The 20,757-nt window shown below is 66.3% G+C and carries 24 protein-coding genes; 19 read left to right on the plus strand and 5 right to left on the minus strand.

The annotated features are described in order from the left end of the window. Positions 1-79 precede the first annotated feature (79 nt). The 9 genes from AU185_RS20560 to AU185_RS20600 all read left to right on the plus strand — a co-directional run bounded on the left by AU185_RS20560 (position 80) and on the right by AU185_RS20600 (position 6,541). On the plus strand, positions 80-1,102 hold the full coding sequence (locus AU185_RS20560) for an alpha/beta fold hydrolase (protein WP_082684007.1): 1,023 nt from the start codon (positions 80-82) through the stop codon (positions 1,100-1,102). Next, complete coding sequence (tsaE, locus tag AU185_RS20565; RefSeq protein WP_059101426.1) at positions 1,095-1,562, plus strand: tRNA (adenosine(37)-N6)-threonylcarbamoyltransferase complex ATPase subunit type 1 TsaE; 468 nt, start codon at positions 1,095-1,097, stop codon at positions 1,560-1,562. Before AU185_RS20560 ends, tsaE begins: the two co-directional genes overlap by 8 nt. Then, positions 1,547-2,149, plus strand: coding sequence for a tRNA (adenosine(37)-N6)-threonylcarbamoyltransferase complex dimerization subunit type 1 TsaB (tsaB, locus tag AU185_RS20570; RefSeq protein WP_231740420.1), 603 nt, complete (start codon positions 1,547-1,549; stop codon positions 2,147-2,149). Before tsaE ends, tsaB begins: the two co-directional genes overlap by 16 nt. Beyond that, positions 2,146-2,598: a ribosomal protein S18-alanine N-acetyltransferase gene (gene rimI, locus AU185_RS20575; protein WP_059101427.1), complete on the plus strand. Its 453-nt coding sequence runs from the start codon at positions 2,146-2,148 to the stop codon at positions 2,596-2,598. The genes tsaB and rimI overlap by 4 nt, the downstream gene beginning before the upstream one ends. Then, positions 2,595-3,617, plus strand: coding sequence for a tRNA (adenosine(37)-N6)-threonylcarbamoyltransferase complex transferase subunit TsaD (gene tsaD / locus AU185_RS20580; RefSeq protein ID WP_059101428.1), 1,023 nt, complete (start codon positions 2,595-2,597; stop codon positions 3,615-3,617). The genes rimI and tsaD overlap by 4 nt, the downstream gene beginning before the upstream one ends. A gap of 181 nt (positions 3,618-3,798) precedes the next feature. Beyond that, on the plus strand, positions 3,799-4,101 hold the full coding sequence (groES, locus tag AU185_RS20585) for a co-chaperone GroES (protein WP_046754122.1): 303 nt from the start codon (positions 3,799-3,801) through the stop codon (positions 4,099-4,101). 104 nt (positions 4,102-4,205) lie between these two features. After that, the gene (groL, locus tag AU185_RS20590; RefSeq protein ID WP_059101429.1) at positions 4,206-5,828 is read left to right on the plus strand and encodes a chaperonin GroEL; all 1,623 of its coding nucleotides are present in this window, start codon (positions 4,206-4,208) and stop codon (positions 5,826-5,828) included. Positions 5,829-6,020: 192 nt separating this feature from the next. Beyond that, positions 6,021-6,293, plus strand: coding sequence for a type II toxin-antitoxin system Phd/YefM family antitoxin (locus tag AU185_RS20595; protein ID WP_082683997.1), 273 nt, complete (start codon positions 6,021-6,023; stop codon positions 6,291-6,293). Then, a complete protein-coding gene (locus AU185_RS20600; protein WP_059101431.1) occupies positions 6,290-6,541 on the plus strand; it encodes a type II toxin-antitoxin system RelE family toxin in 252 nt (83 codons plus the stop codon). Before AU185_RS20595 ends, AU185_RS20600 begins: the two co-directional genes overlap by 4 nt. A gap of 50 nt (positions 6,542-6,591) precedes the next feature. Here the strand turns inward: AU185_RS20600 and AU185_RS20605 are convergent, their stop codons facing one another. From AU185_RS20605 to sigJ, 3 genes are read right to left on the minus strand one after another with little or no spacing between them, the layout of a single operon-like run. After that, entirely contained in the window at positions 6,592-7,431 is an 840-nt protein-coding gene (locus AU185_RS20605; protein ID WP_059101432.1) for an NmrA family NAD(P)-binding protein, read from the minus strand. Then, complete coding sequence (locus AU185_RS20610) at positions 7,428-7,676, minus strand: hypothetical protein (protein ID WP_231740421.1); 249 nt, start codon at positions 7,674-7,676, stop codon at positions 7,428-7,430. Before AU185_RS20610 ends, AU185_RS20605 begins: the two co-directional genes overlap by 4 nt. Positions 7,677-7,736: 60 nt before the next feature. After that, the gene (sigJ, locus tag AU185_RS20615) at positions 7,737-8,747 is read right to left on the minus strand and encodes an RNA polymerase sigma factor SigJ (RefSeq protein WP_231740422.1); all 1,011 of its coding nucleotides are present in this window, start codon (positions 8,745-8,747) and stop codon (positions 7,737-7,739) included. 382 nt (positions 8,748-9,129) lie between these two features. Between sigJ and AU185_RS24875 the strand changes: the two genes are divergently transcribed. From AU185_RS24875 to AU185_RS20645, 6 genes are all read left to right on the plus strand, one after another. Then, positions 9,130-10,005, plus strand: coding sequence for an ester cyclase (locus tag AU185_RS24875; RefSeq protein WP_082683998.1), 876 nt, complete (start codon positions 9,130-9,132; stop codon positions 10,003-10,005). 94 nt (positions 10,006-10,099) lie between these two features. Then, a complete protein-coding gene (locus tag AU185_RS20625; protein WP_059101433.1) occupies positions 10,100-10,780 on the plus strand; it encodes a class I SAM-dependent methyltransferase in 681 nt (226 codons plus the stop codon). Positions 10,781-11,305: 525 nt separating this feature from the next. Next, a complete protein-coding gene (locus AU185_RS20630) occupies positions 11,306-12,715 on the plus strand; it encodes a sugar porter family MFS transporter (RefSeq protein ID WP_231740423.1) in 1,410 nt (469 codons plus the stop codon). Beyond that, positions 12,712-13,854 (plus strand): N-acetylglucosamine-6-phosphate deacetylase, encoded by a 1,143-nt coding sequence (nagA, locus tag AU185_RS20635; RefSeq protein WP_059101434.1) that lies wholly within the window; start codon positions 12,712-12,714, stop codon positions 13,852-13,854. Before AU185_RS20630 ends, nagA begins: the two co-directional genes overlap by 4 nt. 135 nt (positions 13,855-13,989) lie before the next feature. Further along, the gene (locus tag AU185_RS20640) at positions 13,990-14,469 is read left to right on the plus strand and encodes an SRPBCC family protein (RefSeq protein ID WP_059101435.1); all 480 of its coding nucleotides are present in this window, start codon (positions 13,990-13,992) and stop codon (positions 14,467-14,469) included. 277 nt (positions 14,470-14,746) lie between these two features. Then, the gene (locus AU185_RS20645) at positions 14,747-15,802 is read left to right on the plus strand and encodes a 3-deoxy-7-phosphoheptulonate synthase (protein WP_059101436.1); all 1,056 of its coding nucleotides are present in this window, start codon (positions 14,747-14,749) and stop codon (positions 15,800-15,802) included. Here AU185_RS20645 and AU185_RS20650 read toward each other — a convergent pair. Continuing rightward, a complete protein-coding gene (locus AU185_RS20650) occupies positions 15,799-16,611 on the minus strand; it encodes a hypothetical protein (RefSeq protein WP_059101437.1) in 813 nt (270 codons plus the stop codon). The two genes, AU185_RS20645 and AU185_RS20650, sit on opposite strands and share 4 nt — an antisense overlap. Before the next feature lie 242 nt (positions 16,612-16,853). Between AU185_RS20650 and AU185_RS20655 the strand changes: the two genes are divergently transcribed. Then, on the plus strand, positions 16,854-17,516 hold the full coding sequence (locus AU185_RS20655) for a hypothetical protein (RefSeq protein WP_231740424.1): 663 nt from the start codon (positions 16,854-16,856) through the stop codon (positions 17,514-17,516). Positions 17,517-17,529: 13 nt separating this feature from the next. On the opposite strand, the gene AU185_RS20660 is transcribed toward AU185_RS20655, so the two are convergent. Next, positions 17,530-17,820 (minus strand): WhiB family transcriptional regulator, encoded by a 291-nt coding sequence (locus AU185_RS20660; protein WP_059101438.1) that lies wholly within the window; start codon positions 17,818-17,820, stop codon positions 17,530-17,532. 369 nt (positions 17,821-18,189) lie between these two features. On the opposite strand from AU185_RS20660, the gene AU185_RS20665 reads away from it, so the two are divergent. From AU185_RS20665 to AU185_RS20675, 3 genes are all read left to right on the plus strand, one after another. Then, a complete protein-coding gene (locus AU185_RS20665) occupies positions 18,190-18,972 on the plus strand; it encodes a hypothetical protein (protein ID WP_059101439.1) in 783 nt (260 codons plus the stop codon). A gap of 88 nt (positions 18,973-19,060) precedes the next feature. Further along, entirely contained in the window at positions 19,061-19,639 is a 579-nt protein-coding gene (locus AU185_RS20670; RefSeq protein WP_059101440.1) for a sigma-70 family RNA polymerase sigma factor, read from the plus strand. After that, positions 19,632-20,756: an anti-sigma-D factor RsdA gene (locus AU185_RS20675; protein ID WP_059101441.1), complete on the plus strand. Its 1,125-nt coding sequence runs from the start codon at positions 19,632-19,634 to the stop codon at positions 20,754-20,756. The genes AU185_RS20670 and AU185_RS20675 overlap by 8 nt, the downstream gene beginning before the upstream one ends. Position 20,757 lies beyond the last annotated feature (1 nt).

Below are 20,757 nucleotides of genomic sequence, written 5' to 3' on the forward strand. Positions count from 1 at the left end.
CCGGCCACGCGGCCGCAACTCGAACACGCGCTGGCTCGCGGGCGCGGCTGGACTGACCGCCGTCGGCAGCGCCGCCGGGATGTCTGTCGCCCGTTCGCTGCGGCGCCGCGTCACCGCCGACGACCAGTACCGCGACGAGGATTTCGAGCTTCTCGACGCCGACCGTAGCTCCGTCGTCACCACCCCGGACGGGGTGTCGCTGGCCGTCCGCGAGGTCGGCCCCGAAGACGCACCGTTGACGGTGCTGTTCGCACACGGATTCTGTCTGCGAATGGGCGCCTTCTACTTTCAGCGCGTCAGGTTGACCGAGCAGTGGGGCACCCAGGTCCGGATGGTGTTCTACGACCAGCGTGGTCACGGTCAGTCGGACGAGGCGCCACCCGAGACGTACACGGTGACACAGCTCGGGCAGGACCTGGAGGCGGTGTTGGCGGTGGTAGCCCCGCGCGGTCCGGTGGTGCTGGTCGGTCACTCGATGGGCGGGATGACCGTACTGTCGCACGCACGGCAGTTCCCGCACCGGTATCCGACCCGGGTTGTCGGTGCCGCGCTCATCGCCTCTGCCGCCGAGGGTGTTTCGCGGTCCCCGCTCGGCGAGATCCTGAAGAACCCGGCGCTGGAGGCGGCCCGATTCGCGGTGCGCTACGCGCCGAAGACGGTGCACCGAACGCGCGGCGCCGCGAAGTCGGTGATCGCCCCGGTTCTGCGGGCCGCGTCCTATGGTGACGAAGAGATCAGCCCGAGCGTCGTGGCGTTCTCCGAACGGATGATGCACGGCACCCCGATCGCGACCCTCGTCGAGTTCCTGCACGCCCTCGAAGTGCACGACGAGAGCGAGGGTTTGGCGACATTGCGCAAGGTACCGACGCTGATCGCGTGCGGGGATCGCGACCTGCTCACACCGATGGAGTACTCGCAGGCCATGGCAGCCGCACTGCCGAAGGCCCAGCTGGTGATCGTCGGCGGCGCAGGCCATCTCGTCCAGCTCGAGCAGCCCGAGGCCATCAACGACGCACTCGTGCGGCTCGTCGAACGCTCGACACCGTCCAAGCTCGTCGCGCTCACCCGCCGGGTACGCGAAAAGGTCCGCAACCATGGCTGAGCGCGCCTCGGGCACAGCTGAACTCCCCACCGCCGACGACACCGTCGCGCTCGGGGCGCAACTCGGGCAGCAGCTGCGCGCGGGCGATGTCGTCGTGTTGTCCGGGCCGCTGGGAGCGGGAAAAACCGTGTTGGCCAAGGGCATCGCGCAGGCGATGGATGTGGACGGACCGGTGATCTCACCGACGTTCGTGCTGGCTCGGGTACACCGTGCCCGCCGCCCGGCCGCGCCGGCCATGATCCACGTCGACCTGTACCGGCTCCTGGACCACGGTTCGGTAGATCTGCTTGCCGAACTCGACTCGCTGGATCTCGACACGGATCTCGACGACGCGGTGGTCGTCGTGGAATGGGGCGAGGGACTGGCCGAACGGCTCTCCGACAGCCATCTCGACATCCGGCTGGAGCGGGCTCGCGACACCGAGGTCCGCACCGCGATCTGGACGTGGAGCAGCCCGTGACGCTCATCCTGGCCATCGACACTGCGACGCCGGCGGTCACCGCGGGTGTCGTCCGCCTGGATGGGCTCGAGGTGTTGGCCGAGCGGGTGACCGTCGACTCCAGGGCGCACGCCGAACAGCTCACGCCCAACGTGGTCGCCGCGCTCGCCGACGCCCAGGTGACCGTCGCCGACCTCGGCGCCGTCGTCGTCGGCTGCGGGCCCGGGCCGTTCACCGGTCTGCGCGTCGGGATGGCCAGCGCCGCCGCCTTCGGGCACGCCCTCGGCGTACCGGTGCACGGCGTGTGCAGCCTCGACGCGATCGGCATTGAAAGCAGAGGCGACGGCTCGGACGTTCTTGTCGTGACCGACGCGCGCCGCCGAGAGGTGTACTGGGCGCGTTACCGCGACGGGGTCCGCGTCGACGGGCCGGCGGTGAACGCGCCGGCAGACGTGCCCGGGGCCGCGGAGGTGCTCGCGCGACCGCCGGTCTATCCGACCGTCGCGGGGCTGGTGCGTGCGGTCACGGACTGGACGACCGAGCCGGCGCCCCTGGTGCCGCTGTATCTGCGCCGCCCCGACGCCAAACCGTCGGTCGTCGGCCGATGAACATCGAGTACGGCCCGCTCAAGCCATCCGACGCCGGCCGGTGCGCCGAGTTGGAGGCGCAGCTGTTCGACGGTGACGACCCGTGGCCGACGCGCGCATTCCTCGCCGAACTCGCCGCCAAGCACATCCGCTACGTCGCCGCACGCGACGAGGACAAGCTCGTCGGATACGCGGGAATCGCGCGGCTGGGACGAAAGCAGCCCTACGAGTACGAGATTCACACAATCGGCGTCGACCCCGCCTATCAGGGGCAGGGTATCGGCCGCCGGATGCTCGCCGAACTACTCGAGCACGCGGCAGGCGGCGCGGTATTTCTGGAGGTCCGCACGGACAACGAAGCGGCGATCAAGCTCTACGAAAGCGTCGGCTTCGTCAACATCGGGATACGCAAGCGCTACTATCGCGCCAGCGGCGCGGACGCCTATACGATGAGGCGCGATTCGACATGATCATCCTGGCCATCGAGAGCTCGTGTGACGAAACCGGCGTCGGGATCGCCGAATTGGGTCCTGACGGATCGGTGACGCTGCTCGCCGACGAGGTCGCATCGAGCGTCGACGAACACGCGCGGTTCGGCGGCGTCGTCCCGGAAATCGCGTCCCGCGCGCACCTGGAGGCGTTGGGCCCCACGATGCGACGCGCGCTGCAGGCGGCCGGATTGGCCAAACCCGACGTCGTCGCGGCGACGATCGGACCGGGCCTGGCGGGTGCACTGCTTGTGGGAGTGGCTGCGGCCAAAGCGTATTCGGCGGCGTGGCAGGTGCCGTTCTACGCCGTCAACCACCTGGGCGGGCACCTGGCCGCCGACGTGTACGACCACGGCCCGCTGCCCGAGAGCGTCGGCCTGCTGGTGTCGGGCGGGCATACCAACCTGTTGCACGTGCGGTCGCTGGGCGAGCCGATCATCGAACTGGGCAGCACCGTCGACGACGCCGCAGGCGAGGCCTACGACAAGGTCGCGCGGCTGCTCGGCCTCGGGTACCCCGGCGGCAAGGTGCTCGACGACCTTGCCCGGGAGGGGGATCGCGATGCGATCGTGTTCCCTCGCGGAATGACCGGCCCACGCGACGACCCGTATGTGTTCAGCTTCTCCGGACTCAAGACCAGTGTGGCGCGCTATGTCGAGAGCCACCCGGACGCGCCGCAGGCCGACGTGGCCGCGGGCTTCCAGGAGGCGGTCGCCGACGTGCTGACGCTCAAGGCCGTGCGCGCGTGCAACGAACTGGGAGTCAAGACGCTGTTGATCGCCGGCGGGGTGGCGGCGAACTCGCGGCTCCGGGAACTGGCCGAGGAGCGGTGCGTCGCCAACGGGCTGACGCTGCGTATCCCGCGGCCCAGGTTGTGCACCGACAACGGCGCGATGATCGCTTCGTTCGCCGCGCACCTGATCGCTGCGGGAGCGTCGTCGTCGCCCCTGGATGCGGCCAGCGACCCGGGGCTGCCGGTGGTGCAGGGCCAAGTGGCGTGATCTTGTCGCAGCCCGACCTTGAGTGCTAGCACTCTCGTGTATAGAGTGCTAGGTGGCACGCGGCCAACCCCTGCGCCGGCACCCGCGACGACGGTGCGTGGGCACGGACGCATGCCGAACACCTGGTAACTGAGAGATCCGGGACCCCGGATCGATACCCGAACTAGTGGAGGGCTCCATCGTGGCGAGCGTTAACATCAAGCCACTCGAGGACAAGATCCTCGTTCAGGCCAACGAGGCCGAGACCACGACCGCTTCCGGTCTGGTCATCCCCGACACCGCCAAGGAAAAGCCGCAGGAAGGCACCGTCGTCGCAGTCGGCCCCGGCCGCTGGGATGAGGACGGCGAGAAGCGCATCCCGCTGGACGTCTCCGAGGGCGACACCGTCATCTACAGCAAGTACGGCGGCACCGAGATCAAGTACAACGGCGAGGAGTACCTGATCCTGTCGGCTCGCGACGTGCTGGCCGTCGTCAACAAGTAAGCACCCGTGTTCCGCCCCGGGAATCCCCGTCTAGACGGGTGATTTCCGGGGCGGCATGCGTCCATGGGGAATTGCAGCCCGTTGAGGCGTAAGGAAAGGCAGCGATGAGCAAGCAGATTGAGTTCAACGAGACTGCGCGCCGCGCAATGGAGGCCGGCGTAGACAAGCTGGCCGACGCGGTGCGGGTGACTCTGGGTCCGCGCGGCAGGAACGTCGTGCTGGCCAAGGCCTGGGGCGGGCCGACCGTCACCAACGACGGCGTGACCATCGCCCGTGAGATCGAGTTGGAAGACCCGTTCGAGAACCTCGGCGCCCAGCTGGTCAAGTCGGTCGCCACCAAGACCAACGACGTTGCAGGCGACGGCACCACCACCGCGACGGTGCTGGCGCAGTCCCTGGTCAAGGGCGGTCTGCGCAACGTCGCGGCGGGCGCCAACCCGATCGCGCTGGGTGCAGGCATCTCCAAGGCCGCCGACGCGGTGTCCAATGCGCTGTTGGCCTCGGCGACGCCGGTGTCGGACAAGAGCGGCATCGCGCAGGTCGCCACCGTCTCCTCGCGTGACCAGCAGGTGGGCGAACTGGTCGGCGAGGCGATGACCAAGGTCGGCGCCGACGGCGTCGTCTCGGTCGAGGAATCGTCGACGCTGAACACCGAATTGCAGATCACCGACGGCATCGGCTTCGACAAGGGTTACCTGTCGGCGTACTTCGTCACCGACTTCGACGCCCAGGAGGCGGTGCTCGAGGACGTGCTGGTGCTGCTGCACCGCGAGAAGATCAGCTCGCTGCCGGACCTGTTGCCGCTGCTGGAGAAGGTCGCCGAGGCGGGCAAGCCGCTCCTGATCGTCGCCGAAGACGTTGAAGGCGAGGCGCTTTCGACACTGGTGGTCAACGCGATCCGCAAGACGCTGAAGGCCGTCGCGGTCAAGGCGCCGTTCTTCGGCGACCGCCGCAAGGCGTTCCTCGACGACCTCGCCATCGTCACCGGCGGTCAGGTCGTCAACCCGGACGTCGGGCTGGTGCTGCGCGAGGTCGGCCTCGACGTGCTGGGCACGGCGCGGCGGGTGGTGGTGGACAAGGACAGCACCACGATCGTCGACGGTGGCGGCACCAAGGAGGCCATCGAGGCGCGTAAAGCGCAGCTGCGGGCCGAGATCGAAGCCAGCGACTCCGACTGGGACCGCGAGAAGCTCGAGGAGCGGTTGGCCAAACTGGCGGGCGGCGTCGCCGTCATCCAGGTCGGCGCGGCCACCGAAACCGATCTGAAGAAGCGCAAGGAGGCCGTCGAGGACGCCGTCGCGGCGGCCAAGGCGGCCGTCGAGGAGGGCATCATCGCCGGCGGCGGTGCGGCGCTGGTCAAGGCGCGCGAGGCGCTGAACAAGCTGCGCGACAGCGTGACCGGTGACGAGCGCCTCGGCGTCGACGTGTTCGACGCCGCGCTCGCTGCACCGCTGTACTGGATCGCCACCAACGCCGGGTTCGACGGTGCGGTCGTGGTGAACAAGGTCGCCGAACTGCCCGCCGGGCAGGGCTTCAACGCCGCCACGCTGGCGTTCGGCGATCTCGCGGCCGACGGTGTCGTGGACCCGGTCAAGGTCACCCGGTCGGCGGTGCTGAACGCGGCGTCGGTGGCCCGCATGGTGCTGACGACGGAGACTGCGGTGGTCGACAAGCCGGAGGAACCGGAGGACGAGGGCCACGGCCATGGTCATCACCACCATCACTGAGTGAGCTCTACAGAACGCCCCCGGTCAGTCGGCCGGGGGCGTTCTTCGTTGACGGTGCAGCTCGGCTCTTCGGTGCGGCTGCAACCTGCCGGCGAGATCGCGGTGGCTGCCAAGTCTCTCGCTCGGGCAGAGCGGACGGCGACATATACGGCTGATGCGTCGTTCTTAGAACGACATGTAACATGTGTACACATGAGTACCCATAGTTTGCGGGATCTTCGCAGCAGTCTGGGAGCGGTTGTACGGGCGGTGGCCTCGACAGGCGAAGAAGCCATCATCACCGACAGTGGCACCGAAGTCGCGGTGATCATCAGCTTGGCCGACTACGAGCGGTTGCATGAGCACGCTGACGTCATCGACGCGCTCCGACTCCGCGAGCTACGAGCCAACTCCTTTCGCGCGGTACCTCTCGCAGAGATGCTCGACGAGCTCGGTGTCGACGCGGACGCATTCGCTGCCGGATGAGAATCTCGTTTCACCCTGATGTACTCAAGCAATTGCAGCGGCTTCCGCGTGCTGAGTTGGAAACAGCCTTGCAGGTGGTGATCGGTCTGTCCCACGACCCGCGGCCGGTGAACGCGAAGAAACTCGTTGGAAGTCAACGCGATTGGCGTGTGCGCTTTGGACAATACCGGGTGGTGTACTCCATCGACGATGCCGACGGCGAGGTGACGGTGTTCAACGTTGCCAAACGCAGCGACGCATATCGGTGAGACGTGGCGCGGGCGGGTTCGGTGAACGTTCGTTCGGGTTCATGGTGAGCTCACGTGCCCTGCGCTGACAGCTCGCGGAAGTAATCCTCGAGAGTGCGTGGCGGCCGGCCGAGGACGGCGGTCAGCGTGACGTCGGTGCTCACAAGCCCCGCATGGTCGTAGTGGCTGAACATCGTCTTCATCGCAGGCTTGACGTCGCCGAGGTCGTTGGGATCGAGGCGTTGGGGTCGTATGGGGCGGCCCACGACGCGGCTTATCGCGTCGGCGACGTCGTAGCGATCGAGTTGACCATCGGATGCCAACTCGTAGGTTCCGCCTACCAGTCGGTCCTCGGTGAGCGCGAGCGCGACGGCATCAGCGACGTCGCGGTAATCCACACGGGAGAAACGGGTTTCGTTCGCCCACGGCTCTGCCAGTACGCCGGTGTCGAGGATGCGCTTCCAAGACGCCGCATAGTTCTGGAAGAACAGTGCCGGTTGGAAGACGGCGTATTGCATGCCCGAGTCGTACAGCGCACGTTCAACGGGTGCCTTGGCGGCGTGATTCATCAGGTCGAGCGACGGATGGATCACCGAGGAGAACGCGAAGCGGCGCACGCCCGCGGCGCGTGCTTGCTTGACGAAGGAAACGCCGATGTCCGCTTCGTCGTCGATGAAGGCAGGCGCGATGTAGAACACCAACTCCACACCGTCCAGTGCGGCCCGCACGTCTGTGGGGTTGCTCAGATCGCCGACGCTGACTTCGCTGGCTCCCCGGTGCAGGACTTGTTGAGCCTTCTCTGGGTCATGGATGAATCCGCGCACTCGTAGCCCTCGCGCCGCCAAGGACGTCACCACGTTTCCGGCGGCGTGTCCGGCGGCACCGACGGCAAGGACAGTCTCGGTGGTCATTTCGGCAACTCCTTCAATGTCGAGCCACGCGGTGCAAGGCCCGCGAGATAGATCTGCTTTTGTCGGTGCAGCACCGCGAGTGTGTGGGCCAGTAGTGCGCCGAATCCGATGACGTCGGTGACGTCGTTGCGAATGGTGTAGTCGAGTCGCCCCTGTTCGAGAATGGCCTCGGCAATGTCCCAGACGCGCCGTCGGGTGGCTTGTGCTGTCTTGCTGAGGTTTTGGGGTCCTCCGTGCAGGGGCAACAGCGCGACAATCCGCGGAGGAACTCGTAATTGAAGCCGCCTACGGTCTTGTTGGCGAAGTCAACCCTCATCGCGTTCCTTCTCGATGGAGTCGTCGGTTTGTTCTTGTCGCATGTCGTGGCCCACGGCCGTGGGCTGCCAGTGCGTGAGCTTGTCGGGATTGCGAACGGCCCAGATCCGTTTGACGCGGTCGTTCGCGATGTCGAATGCGAACACCGTTACGGTGGCATCGCCGTAGCGCATTGCCAGGCCGGGTTGGCCGTTGACCGTGCATTCGACAACGGTCACGTCGGCGGGCATGGCGGCAGCGAGCGCCATGTAGTGGTGTGCGATGCGTTCGGCTCCCTCGATCGGGCGCAGCGCCGCCCGGGCGAGGCCACCGCCGTCGGCGATCGCGGTTGCGTTGGGGTCGAGAAGGCTGAGGAGGGCGTCGATGTTTTGGGATTTCCAGGCTTTCTTGAACGCCCGGACTGTGTCGGCCTGCCGGGACTGCGGAGTCGGGGCGCTCGTGTGCGTGCGAGCGCGCTGGCGCGCCGAGGAAGCCAGCTGGCGGCATGCGCCCGCTGTGCGGCCGACGATGTCGCCGACTTCGGGAAACGAGAAACCGAACACGTCGTGCAGAATCAGCGCGACACGCTCGGCGGGAGTCATGGATTCCAGGGTGACGAGAAATGCCATGGTGACCGACTCGTCGAGGGTGATGCGGTCAGCGGGGTCGCCGACGGTCGGGCCGGGTGTTTCGTGAGCACCGATCCAGTCGGCTGTTGCGGGCAGCGGCTCGGGAACCCATTGGCCGACATAGCGTTCCCGGCGCGCTCGGGCCGAGCCGAGTAGATCGAGGCAGATTCGACTGGTTACTGTGGTCAGCCAGCCGCCGGGAGAGTCGATGGTGTCGCGCTCTTGGGGCTCCATGGCGTACCAGCGGACGTAGGTCTCTTGCACCGCGTCCTCGGCATCCGTCGCCGACCCCAGCAGCCGGTAGGCCAGGTTGATCAGATGGCGCCGTTCTCGCATCACCGTGGTCAAGCCGGCATCCTGGCCGTCCGGTGTCGACATGTCATCGGTGCTCATCGTGTGGCCAGTCTCCCTCGCGCAGACGTCGTCTCATCAGGGTCTCGTCTACTTCGACGAAATGCGACCGCGATATGTCAGGTTCACCCCTCGACCTGACACATCGCGGCGTCGCGTCGTCGAAGTAGGTAGAGGCACTCCGACGAAAGCGTTTACCGATGAAACCTCCACTTGACCCAGACATCACCGCGGCAGCGGTGGCCGAAGTCCGCGGCATTTTCGCCGCCAGCGGCGACCATCGACCACGTGGCCGCGGGCTGGGCGTGCCCCGAACCACTGATCCCCAGCGACCCGGAGTTCGACCCATGCAACCCACCGCCCGAAGGTGTGTTGCGGTGCGTTCAACGGCGAATGCTGCGCCCCATCAGAAGGCGGGTTAAAGATGTCGATAGTGGTCTGGATCGTCACCGCCGTACTGGCCGTGGCTTTCTTGGCTTCCGGCGCGATGAAGGTCGTTCAATCTCGCGAGAAACTCCTCGACCATGGCTACCGATGGGCCGAGGGCTTCACACGATCTCAGATCCGATGGATAGGTGCCGCAGAGTGTCTAGGGGCCATCGGACTCATCGCCCCGCCAATTTTTCGCCTTTGGCCCGTCGTGAGTTTGGCGGCAGCCATTGGGCTTACGGTGTTGATGGTCGGTGCGGTGATCGTGCATTTCCGCCGGCACGAACTCACCCATACTGCAGCGCCCGCGATCCTCGCCATCCTGACGGCCGCACTGGCCGTGTTCACTTCGGGTGTATTCATGCCCAGCGATCACAAGGCCATCCCAGTCCACGAACAGCAATCCACCCTCCACCTAGACCCCGAGGAGAGCACCATGGTCACACCCGAGGAAAGCACCAACATCGCCACCTTCGAGCGGTTTCATGATGCGACCAACAGCGGTGACTTACAACGGATTTCCACGTTGATCGATGAGACCTTCCGGCCAGACGCGATCTTTCACGCGCCGGTACCCACCAACGAATCGGGACCGCAAGCGATAAAGCAGGTGTGGACAGTCCTCCTGCAGGCATTCCCCGATATCCACGTCACCACCAACGACGCCATCGCGCACCACGACAAAGTCGTCCTGCGAAACACGGTCACTGGGACCCACCAAGGCGACTACCGCGGTCTGCCCCCCACCGGGAAAACCATCACCTACAACGAGATCTTCATCGCCCGATTCACCGACGGGAAAATCGCTGAAATCTGGGGCGTCGTCGACGTCTACTCCCAGCTGCGGCAACTCGGCGTGATACCCGCCTAACCGAACCCCGGCCCCTAACACCAACTGCTCGCAGAATTGTGCCCGAACCCCAAACCCTTGTGCCCGAACCCCGATACGAAGGAGACACGCTGTCATGTTTGAACCGACAGACGAAATGTTCGAATCGGCCTACCGGGGAGAGACGCCCGAGATAAGTGCGGGAGGGAAACCGCCGTGGAGCATCGGCGAACCGCAGCCGGAGCTCGCCGCGTTAGTCGAGCAGGGCAGATTCCACGGCGACGTGCTTGACGTGGGCTGCGGTGAGGCCGCCATCTCGCTGCATCTGGCGCAGCGGGGGTTCACCACCGTCGGATTGGACCTATCGCCCACCGCCATCAAACTGGCCACGGCAGAAGCCGAAAGGCGTGGCCTGACCAACGCCAGCTTCGAGGTCGCCGACATCAGCGGGTTCACCGGCTACGACGGCCGGTTCGGCACCATCGTCGACAGCTCGGTGTTCGACGCGATTCCAGTCGAGGCTCGCGACGGTTACCACCAATCCCTCGTGCGCGCCGCCGCGCCAGCAGCGTCGTACTTCGTCCTGGTGTTCGACAAGGCGGGCCTGCCCGACGGCATTCCCGCCTACGCCGTCACCGAAGATGAGCTGCGGGAAATCGTGGCGAGATACTGGGTGATCGACGACATCAAGCCTGCGCGCATCCACGCGGTGTTTCCCGAGGGCATCGAGAACCTGTTCCCGATGCGTGACCTCAGGGATGAGCCCAACGGTCGAAAGTCTCTGCCGGCCCTCCTGCTTACCGCGCACCTGGGCTGAGTATCGGCTGGCCAAGCCCGCCAGGAACCGGCGCAGGGCTGCTGTCCACTCACGGAGTTTGATCATCGGTAGATACGTTTACGCGCGCCTCCGCTTCTGTAGCGTCGTCAACGCAATCGGTCCGCTACCAGCGAGGTTAGCGGGGCCGATCCGGGAGGCAGTCTCCAGTTTGTGCACGGCGCTGACCAGATCTACACGCCTTTGTTCCGCAGTCGAGTCACGGGCGTCGGTCGTTGACTGTCCCTTCCCGCCGGTTAGTGCGGCGCGGAGAGCGCGCCGCCATTCAGCGGCATGGTCCATGCTGGCTGCGTCGCAGCCTTGGCAATCGTCGAGCGGCCAAGTCGTGCGGTGCACCGGAGGAAACGACGCGGTCGTCTATCTGTACTGACAATCGCTCCTCCTGGGACGACGTGATCGGTCCGTCACGTGTGAACATGATCATCGCGGCGCGCCTGCATGGCTCGTCAGGCCATCTCGACGACAGAATTGGTATATACCAATCCAAACCCCGGCGAGAGGATCAACGTGGGCAACACCGCTATCCGGCGAGCCCCCCGCCTGGGAACGCTGGTGGCCGTCGCGGCGGCCAGCGTCGGCGTCATCTACGGCTACGACCTCTCCAACATCGCCGGTGCGCTTCTTTTCATCACCGATGAATTCGGGCTGACCACCCGCCAGCAGGAGTTGGTGACCACAGCGATCGTCATCGGCCAGATCGCCGGGGCGATTGGCGGCGGGATGCTTGCCAACGCCATCGGACGCAAGAAGTCGATGGTGCTCGTCGCCGTCACCTACGCGGCCTTCGCACTTCTGAGCGCGTTGTCGGTGTCGGTGCCCATGTTGTTGGTGTCGCGCTTTCTGCTGGGCCTCACCATCGGTGTGTCGGTGGTGGTCGTGCCGGTCTTCGTCGCCGAATCAGCGCCGGCGAAGGTCCGCGGCTCGTTGTTGGTCGCCTATCAGGTGGCGACGGTGGTCGGCATCATCATCGGCTACCTGGCCGCGTACTTCCTGGCCGGCTCGGGCAGTTGGCGCTGGATGCTCGGCCTGGCCGCGATACCGGCAGTGCTGGTCACGTTGGTGCTGCTGTGGATGCCGGACACGGCGCGGTGGTACATGATCAAGGGCCGGGTGGACGAGGCCCGCCAAACGCTGCGCCGGGTCGAGCCGACCGCCGACGTCGAGGCCGAACTCGCCGAAATCAGCCGTGCGCTCAAGGAAGAAACCGGCGGCGCGGTACGCGAAATGCTGCGGCGGCCCTACCTTCGCGCCACGGTCTTCGTGGTGGTGCTCGGTTTCTTCATCCAGATCACCGGTATCAACGCGATCGTCTACTACAGCCCCCGACTGTTCGAGGCTATGGGTTTCGAAGGCGACTTCGCGCTGCTGATACTTCCGGCGCTGATACAAGTGGCGGCTTTGGCAGCGGTGTTCGTCTCACTGATGATGGTCGATCGAGTCGGTCGACGGCCGATCCTTTTGGGCGGCATCGCGATGATGATCGTCGCCAACGCCATGCTGATCGGCGTCTTCGTGGCCGGGACTGAGTTCGGCGGGGCGCTCACGACGATCGGGTTTCTCGGCGTGCTGCTGTTCACCATCGGGTTCACCTTCGGCTTCGGCGCGCTGGTATGGGTCTACGCCGGTGAGAGCTTCCCGACGCGACTCCGCTCGATGGGTTCGAGTGCGATGCTCACCTCCGATCTGGTGGCCAATGCCATCATCGCCGCCTTCTTCCTGACCATGCTCAATTCGCTCGGCGGCGGGGGAACATTCGCGGTGTTCGGCGCCTTCGCGCTCGCCGCGCTCGTATTCGTCTATCGCTTCGCGCCGGAGACCAAAGGCCGCCAGCTGGAAGAGATTCGGCACTTCTGGGAGAACGGCGGGCGCTGGCCTGATGAATCCCGCGGGCTGGATAAGGTGACGGACGCTCCGTGACGCTCATCGCCGCGGGGACCATGGTCCTGGATGACCAGGTCTGCAAGCCGGGTTGGTTGGCTATCTCTGCCGGGCGAATCAGCGAATGCGGCCACGGCCCGTCACCGCGGCCGCCCGACCACGACTTCGCGAATCACGTAGTGGTGCCGGGGTTTGTCGACATGCACGTGCACGGAGGCGGCGGCGCGTCGTACACCGATGGCATCAGCTCAGAGATTGAACAGGCAGCCGAGTTCCACCGGCGCCACGGCACCACCACGACGGTGGCCAGCCTGGTCACCGCATCTCCCGACGATCTTCTGCGTCAAGTCCAGACGCTCGCCGAGATGACTCGACGGCAGACCGTGGCCGGGGTGCACCTGGAGGGCCCCTGGCTGAGCGCGGCGCGCTGCGGTGCACACGACTCAACGCTGTTGCGTAACCCCGACCCTGCCGAGATCGACGCCTTGCTCGCCGCCGCCGACGGCACCATCCGGATGGTCACGCTGGCACCCGAACTGCCGGGCAGTCAGGACGCCATCACCCGACTTGCGGACGCGGATGTCATCGTCGCCATCGGCCATACAGATACCAGTTACGACGACGCCAAACGTGCGATCGAACTGGGAGCGACGGTCGGCACCCATGTCTTCAACGGGATGCGACCGCTGCACCACCGCGACCCGGGTCCGGCGCTGGCGCTGCTGGAAGAACCGCGGGTGACCGTGGAGCTCATTGCCGACGGTGTGCACGTCCACCCCGCGCTCGTGCGGCAGGTCATCGAGACGGTCGGTCCCGATCGCGTCGCGCTGATCACCGACGCGATGGCGGCAGCCGGATTGCCCGACGGACCATTTCGGATCGGCGCACTCGAGGTGGAGGTCACCGAGCGGATAGCGCGGGTGCGGGGGACGTCGACCATCGCCGGCAGCACGGCGACCATGGATCAGCTTTTCCGGACCGCGGTCGGCCAGCTCGGCGGCTCGGATGAGGCGCTGGCCAAGGCGGCACGGATGACGGCGACCACCCCGGCTCGCGCATTGAGGATCGACCGCGTCGGCAGCTTACGCGTCGGCATGGACGCCAATTGCGTTGTGCTAGACGAAGATTTACATGTGCACCAGGTGATGCTCGACGGCGCCTGGCTGCCCCACCGCTAGCGGCAGCCGGTTCGAGCATCAGGCCACTCCGCCACCGACCTGCGCCGAGCCTGCCGTGAGATCACGATTTTCGCCGAAATGACGATCTACGCGCAGTCTCGATGAGTTTCTGAGTTGCCCTCGGTCGGTACGGGTATGACTGACGACACCATGAGCACCGTGTGCACCATCAACGCGCCGGCCGAAACCGTGTTCGCGGTGCTGGCCGACCCGACCACCCATCAGACGATCGACGGCACCGGCTGGGTGCGGGAGCCGCTCGACGACAAGCGGCTGACGGCAGTCGGGCAGATCTTCCGGATGGCGATGTACCACGACAACTACGGCGGCATGCACTACGAGATGGCCAACCGGGTCGAGGTTTTCGAGCCGCCGCACGCAATTGCGTGGTTGCCGGGCCAAGGCGCTGACGACGCCAACCTCGACTTCGGCGGCTGGATCTGGCGCTACGATCTCGAGCCGCTCGGTGCCGACCGGACGAAAGTCACGCTGACCTACGACTGGTCAGCGGTGCCGCCCGCCATTCGCGACCACATCAGCTTCCCGCCGTTCGACCGGCAGCACCTGGACAACTCGCTCAAGCACCTCGCCGGTCTGGCACAGGATCGGACGTAGTCCAAGCGGGGGTGACCGCGGAATGGGCAGCAGAGGTGGAGGGAAAATAGATCGCATTTGGCCGGACGACGACCGCCGTGTAGCCTGGCCCGCGTGAACATCGGTGTGCGTGCCAGCTATTGGCGCTTTATCGAGGCTCCGGGCGGAGCCGATAAGGCGCAGCGCTAAGCGCACATCCACCCGGAGCCCCAGGCAGTGACCACCAGGTCGCTGCCTTTCGTCGTTCAAGGGCACCGGACATTCACGCAGGTGCCCGCACCAAGAAAGGCACCTGAACATGAACCTGGCGCAGACCGCCACCCCTCCCGCCACGTCGGACCGGCGCGTCCGCGGTTTCCGCGAGATTCCCAGCCCGCATGACGTGCTCACCGAGTTCCCGCTGGGTGCTCGGCGCGCCGAGCGGGTGGCCCGCGACCGCGACGAGATCGCCGACATTCTCGCCGGGCGTGACGGTCGGCTGCTGGTTGTGGTGGGACCGTGCTCGGTGCACGATCCTGCCGCGGCGCTGGACTATGCCAGCCGGCTCGTCAAAGTCGCCGACGAACTCGATGACCGGCTCAAGATCGTGATGCGGGTGTACTTCGAGAAGCCGCGCACGACGATCGGCTGGAAGGGTCTGATCAACGACCCCGGCATGGACGGCACCTTCGATGTGGCCCGCGGGCTGCGCATCGCGCGTCACCTGCTCCTCGACATCATCGATATCGGCCTGCCCGTCGGATGCGAGTTCCTCGAACCGACCAGCCCGCAGTACATCGCCGACGCCGTCGCGTGGGGCGCGATCGGTGCGCGCACCACCGAGTCTCAGGTGCACCGGCAGCTGGCCTCCGGGTTGTCGATGCCCGTCGGGTTCAAGAACGGGACTGACGGCAACATTCAGGTCGCGGTCGATGGCGTGAAAGCCGCTGCCGCTCAACATGTCTTCTTCGGGATGGACGACTTGGGGCGCGGCGCCCTGGTCAACACCGCCGGCAACGAGGATTGCCACGTGATTCTGCGCGGCGGCACCGGCGGGCCGAACTACGACGCCGAGACGGTGCGCGCCACGGCTGCGAAACTGACCGCGGCGGGGCTGCCCGGTCGGGTCGTGATCGACTGCAGCCACGCCAATTCCGGCAAGGACCACATCCGCCAAGCCGCGGTGGCCCGCGAGGTGGCACAGCTCATGCGCGACGGACTTCCTGTCAGCGGGGTGATGCTCGAGAGCTTCCTGGTTGCCGGAGCGCAGTCCTCGGACGCCCGGCCGCTGACCTACGGGCAGTCGGTCACCGACAAGTGCATGGACTGGGCGACAACCGATTCGGTGCTGCGCGAGCTGGCCGATCGCGGCTAGTTGCCGGAAGGCTGCCCGTACTTCCAGGCAGCTGGGTCGAACTCGGGACGCTGGGCATAGTCGAGTTCGATGTGCACATCGGCCCGGGAATCGTTGGGGGAACGGGTGACTACCACGGCGGTTCCCTTTCGTGGCACCCGCCGCTTTGCGGTGACCATGTTCGCCTCGACCCGCCGAGGGCCGTACTCGGTGCTGAACTCCACGACCACGGTGAACAAGGGGTGGGTGTCGCTCCACTTCTCCAGGAATCTGATCTCGCGCAGAACGCCATGGGTGCGCTGGCCGTGGTGGCGTAGCCAGGCCATCCCGGCCTGACGGTCACGGGTGTACCGAATACCTCTCCACGCGGCCAACGTGGCCACGGCCGCTGCGACACCACATCCCGCGCTTGCCAACGCCAACCACGCTCCGCTCGAACCGCCCACCCATATCGCCGTGCCGAGAATGCCCACGCCCGCTCCCGTGCACGACGGAATGGCGGAGATGCGTTTGGCCGTCGTGCGCTGTCCGAAGAAGTTGCGTGCTTCGTCGGTGATGATGTTGGTGACAGTCGCCGGCAGGAACGAGTAGAAGATGGAGCCGACCCCGAGCAGCCACGGCTCTTTGCCTCCTTGGCTGAGGGTGTGGCAGTAGAGCGCCCCGCCGACTCCTGCGGGCACCCAGAGGATGAACGTCGCCACGGCGAAGAAGGTCAGCATCCCGGGCGCATCGAGGGGCATCGCCGTGATGCGATCACCCTTCTCGCGAGTGGAGAAGTGCGGCATGGTGTCTTCCCAACACGGGAGAGCACTCTTGGCGTCGCTGACCATTGGCGCTCCATTCTGCCCCGGACCAACGGCGAGCCTCCAGTATTGCCACGGGGATTCGTCAAGCGGGTCCTCGGAAAGCCGGGATCGTCGGATTCTCACGAAAAGCACAGAGCTACAACATAGTTCGCTTCAGTGGCGAACTGGATGCTGTGAATGTGGTCAGGAAGAGTCGGCAACGCGATTGGCCGGGAGCGCCACACGAAGCCTGGGCCGACGCCACAAGACGCCATGGGCTGCGATCGTTGCCACGTCCGAACGTCCCGAATTGGCGTGAGCCGGAGGTGTTCACCAGCCGTGTGCTGTTGCCGCACGCCACGCCGTCACCGACCGGAACCGTCGCGATGGGGGTATTCCTGGTATTCCTGGCCTGGCTGAAGGACTTCGACGGTGTGCTCGGCGTCGGGCTCACGGTGATCGCGGCGCTACTGGTGGCCGTCGGCTGCTACTGGATGTGGTGGACGCGGGCCCGGCGAGCGCACAGAGTGCGTCGCATTCATGCCCGCGCCCTCGACCATGGGGTCGGCGGCCATGCCTACCGGACCGTCTTCGCCTGGAACGACGGCGAGGGCTCGCCCACTCCGATCTCATTGCTGATCGACGAAACCCTGCCCGACTTCGCGGCGAGCCGGTTGCAGTTCGCCGTCCGGACGTGGTTGGCACGGGTGACGACGGACCGACATCTGAATTCGCAGGCGTGTCAGGCGCTCGGTCATCGGTGGGCCGTTCCCGCAGCGGAGATCTTCGGGCCCGAAGCGGCAGGAGCCTGGTTGATCCGCGACCAAGGCGACGACGATTCGCCGTGGCGCCTGCTCATCGACCGGCCCGACGGACCGACGGAGTATTTCTACGACGAGGTGATGGTCATCAGCGGTCCGCCGGGCCGCCTACACCTCGACGATGTCTGATGTGCCCGACGCCTCATGACGCGCGGCGGATGCCTCGCTTCAGCAACAGCTCGCGCTCGGATTCGGACAGCCCGCCCCAGATGCCGTACGGCTCACCGACGGCGAGGGCGTGCGCGCGGCACTGAGCGATGACCGGGCAACGCCGGCACATCTCCTTGGCGCGTACCTCGCGTTGGGCGCGAGCGCGACCACGCTCGCCATCGGGGTGAAAGAACACGGAGGAATCGACGCCTCGGCAAAGCCCGGCCATCTGCCAGTCCCAGAGGTCGGCATTGGGCCCGGGCAACTCTTGCGGCTGTGGCATTGGAAAACCCCTCTCTGCACACCCATTCACAAAACGAACGGGTGCGTGAGTTTCAAATCCGATTCGAGCTCATGTCGCCGATGACCACTCGTGCACATAAAGTATGGAGGGTCACGAAATTCCGTCAATAGGCCGAACGTGTGGCCATTGACATAACCGCAGGCCAAGAATTTACATCACGTTCATCATTGCGATGCTTTGGAACGCGAACGGTGCCAATTAAATGCCTCGCGGTTGAATGTTCGACGTATTGCTCCAGTTCGCGTCAATCGACCCGGCGTCAGCTACTTCTTTCCGCTTACACGGAAGTAACATTGCTGCCATCAACTGTTAACCAAGCCTCGGGTCGATTGATACCGTCGCCACTCGATGCCCGCAGACACCGTTCTGGCGAACGCCGCCTTCGGCGACGACCCTGGGCTGTGGCCGCTACCCGCCGCCGCCACGTCACGGGGATTGTGGCTGCGCGCCGTCGCCGCGGGCGGTCAGGGCCGCTACGCGAGTGCGCGTGCCGACTTGGCCCAGCTGTACCGGCGCGGGGGGCCGGAGAACGCGTTGGCACACAGCACCCAGGCATCGTTTCTGCGCCAGCTGGGCTGGCATACCAAGGCTCGGCGATGGGACGGGCGGGCGCTGGCGCTCGCCGGATCGGACACGGAGGGGATAGCGGACGCGTTCATCGGTCTTGCCGCCGACGCCCTGGGGGTGGGCCGCTTCGAGGCATCGGCACGCGCGCTGGACCGCGCCGCCGCGCTTGCGACGTCCTCCGCGCCGCCGCGGTTGCGGGTGCGACTGGCCTGGGTGACCGCCGAACTCGCGATGGCGCGCGGCGAAGGCGTAGCGGCGGTCCACCATGCCGAACGCGCCGTCGACCACGCCGCTGCCCTGGGTTCGGCGCGTCACAGGGTGAAGTCGTCCGTCGTGCTCTCGGCAGCGCGGTGCAGCGCCGGCGACCTGGACGCCGCCCGCGCCGTGGCCGACGCGGCGCTCGAGGATACGCAGCGCTTCGGAATGGTTCCGCTGCAATGGGCGTTGGCCTGCTTGCTGACCGACATCGGCAGCGCCGTGCATTCGACGCAAGACATCGTGGTGCTTCGCGATGGCTGTGCCGATACAGTGCGTCGGCGGGGCGGCGAGTGGTCGGTGCGGTAACCGGATCCGCGCGTACGTCAAAGTTATTGTTTAGCTGACCACCCTTCCGGGTTCGGTCCCGTTCGTAACGTTGGAGAGATCGCCCACGATGACAATTTCGGGAGAACGTCTCGATGCTGTCGTTGCTGAGGCTGTGGCAGGGAACCGGGACGCGCTCAGGGAGGTGCTGGAGACCATCCGCCCGATCGTTGTTCGGTACTGCCGCGCAAGGGTGGGGGCGACCGAACGTAGTGGCCTTTCAGCAGACGACGTTGCGCAGGAGGTTTGCTTGGCCGCCATCACGGCGCTGCCGCGCTACAAGGATCAGGGACGACCGTTCCTGGCCTTTGTGTACGGCATTGCGGCCCACAAGGTTGCTGACGCGCATCGCGCAGCAGCCAGGAACCGATCCGACCCGACAGATGTCGTGCCGGAGCGGTTCTCGCTGGACGCCGGACCCGAGCAGATGGCACTGGACGCCGAGGCGTCGGCGCGGATGAACAGTCTCCTGGCCGTACTGCCCGAAAAGCAGCGCGAGATCCTGATCTTGCGGGTCGTCGTCGGGATGAGCGCCGAAGAGACCGCAGAGGCCGTCGGCAGCACCGCGGGCGCCGTCCGGGTCGCCCAGCACCGCGCGCTGGCGCGCCTCAAGTCCGAGATCGTCGCAACGGGGCGCGACTATGCCTGATTTCGGACGCTGGACCTCCAACGGCGGAGACCCGTCGCTCAACGAGCTGCACCGCACTGACCGGTTCCTCGATGCGCTGGCCCACCAGCAGCCGGTGTACTCGACGGACCCCAGCGAGGCCGAACTGGCACAGCTGATGGCCGGCTGGCGCGACGAGATCCGCGAGGCCCCGCTCACCGCGACGGTCACCCCGCGCGACGCGGTGCTGGCCCTGGACCGCGCCGCCGCTTCGCACCGACGCGGCCGCACGTCGCTGGCGGTCGTCGGGTCGGCGGCGGCCGCGGTGTTGTGCATCGGAGGATTCGGCGCGGTGGTGGCCGGAGCGGGCCCGGGCGACTCCCTGTACGGACTGCGCACGATGCTGTTCGGTGAGCAGCAGGACACCCGCCAGGACGCGGTAGTCCTCGCCGCGCAGACGCAGATGGCCGAGGTGCAGCAGCTGATCGATCAGGGACAGTGGCAAGCTGCCCAGGACAAGCTGCAGACGCTGACCACGACCGTCGCGACGGTGAACGACTCCACGCGCAAGGAAGAACTGGTCAATCAGTGGCAGGAGTTGACGGTCAAGGTCGAGGCACAGAACCCCGCGGCGACCGTGCCGCCGGGTGCGCCGCTGCCGACCTTCCCCGATGTTCCGGCGGTCGTACTCGACACACCGACAGACGCCATCACATCGTCGACAACGTCGGCGCAGACCACCACGTCACCGACCACCTCGCCGTCGCAGACCACCTCGCCGTCGCCGACCACGTCGCCGTCGCAGACCACCTCGCCATCGGTGCCGTCGCCGTCGCCGTCAACGCAGGTGCCGACGGTGCTGCCGAGCACTCCGACTTCGGTGCCCGGCACCGCGCTGCCGACCCCGACAGGCACTCCGCGTCCGACGCCGCTGCCGACGTCGGCGCAGGAAACTCCGGTGCCGACGCCGACCGCGGACACGCCGCTACCGACGACCAGCCGGATTCCGGTTCCCACGCCGTCGTCACAACCGTCGGTGGTCGAGCAGCAGGAAGACGAGCAACCGTCGGCAGAGCAGCCGATCGTGGAGGCGCCCGAGCCTCAGACGGAGATCACCACCACCGTGCTGGTCCCGGATGCGGTCGAGGAGCCGAGCTAGC

It is taken from the genome of Mycobacterium sp. GA-0227b (assembly GCF_001499855.1).
GTDB lineage: Bacteria > Actinomycetota > Actinomycetes > Mycobacteriales > Mycobacteriaceae > Mycobacterium.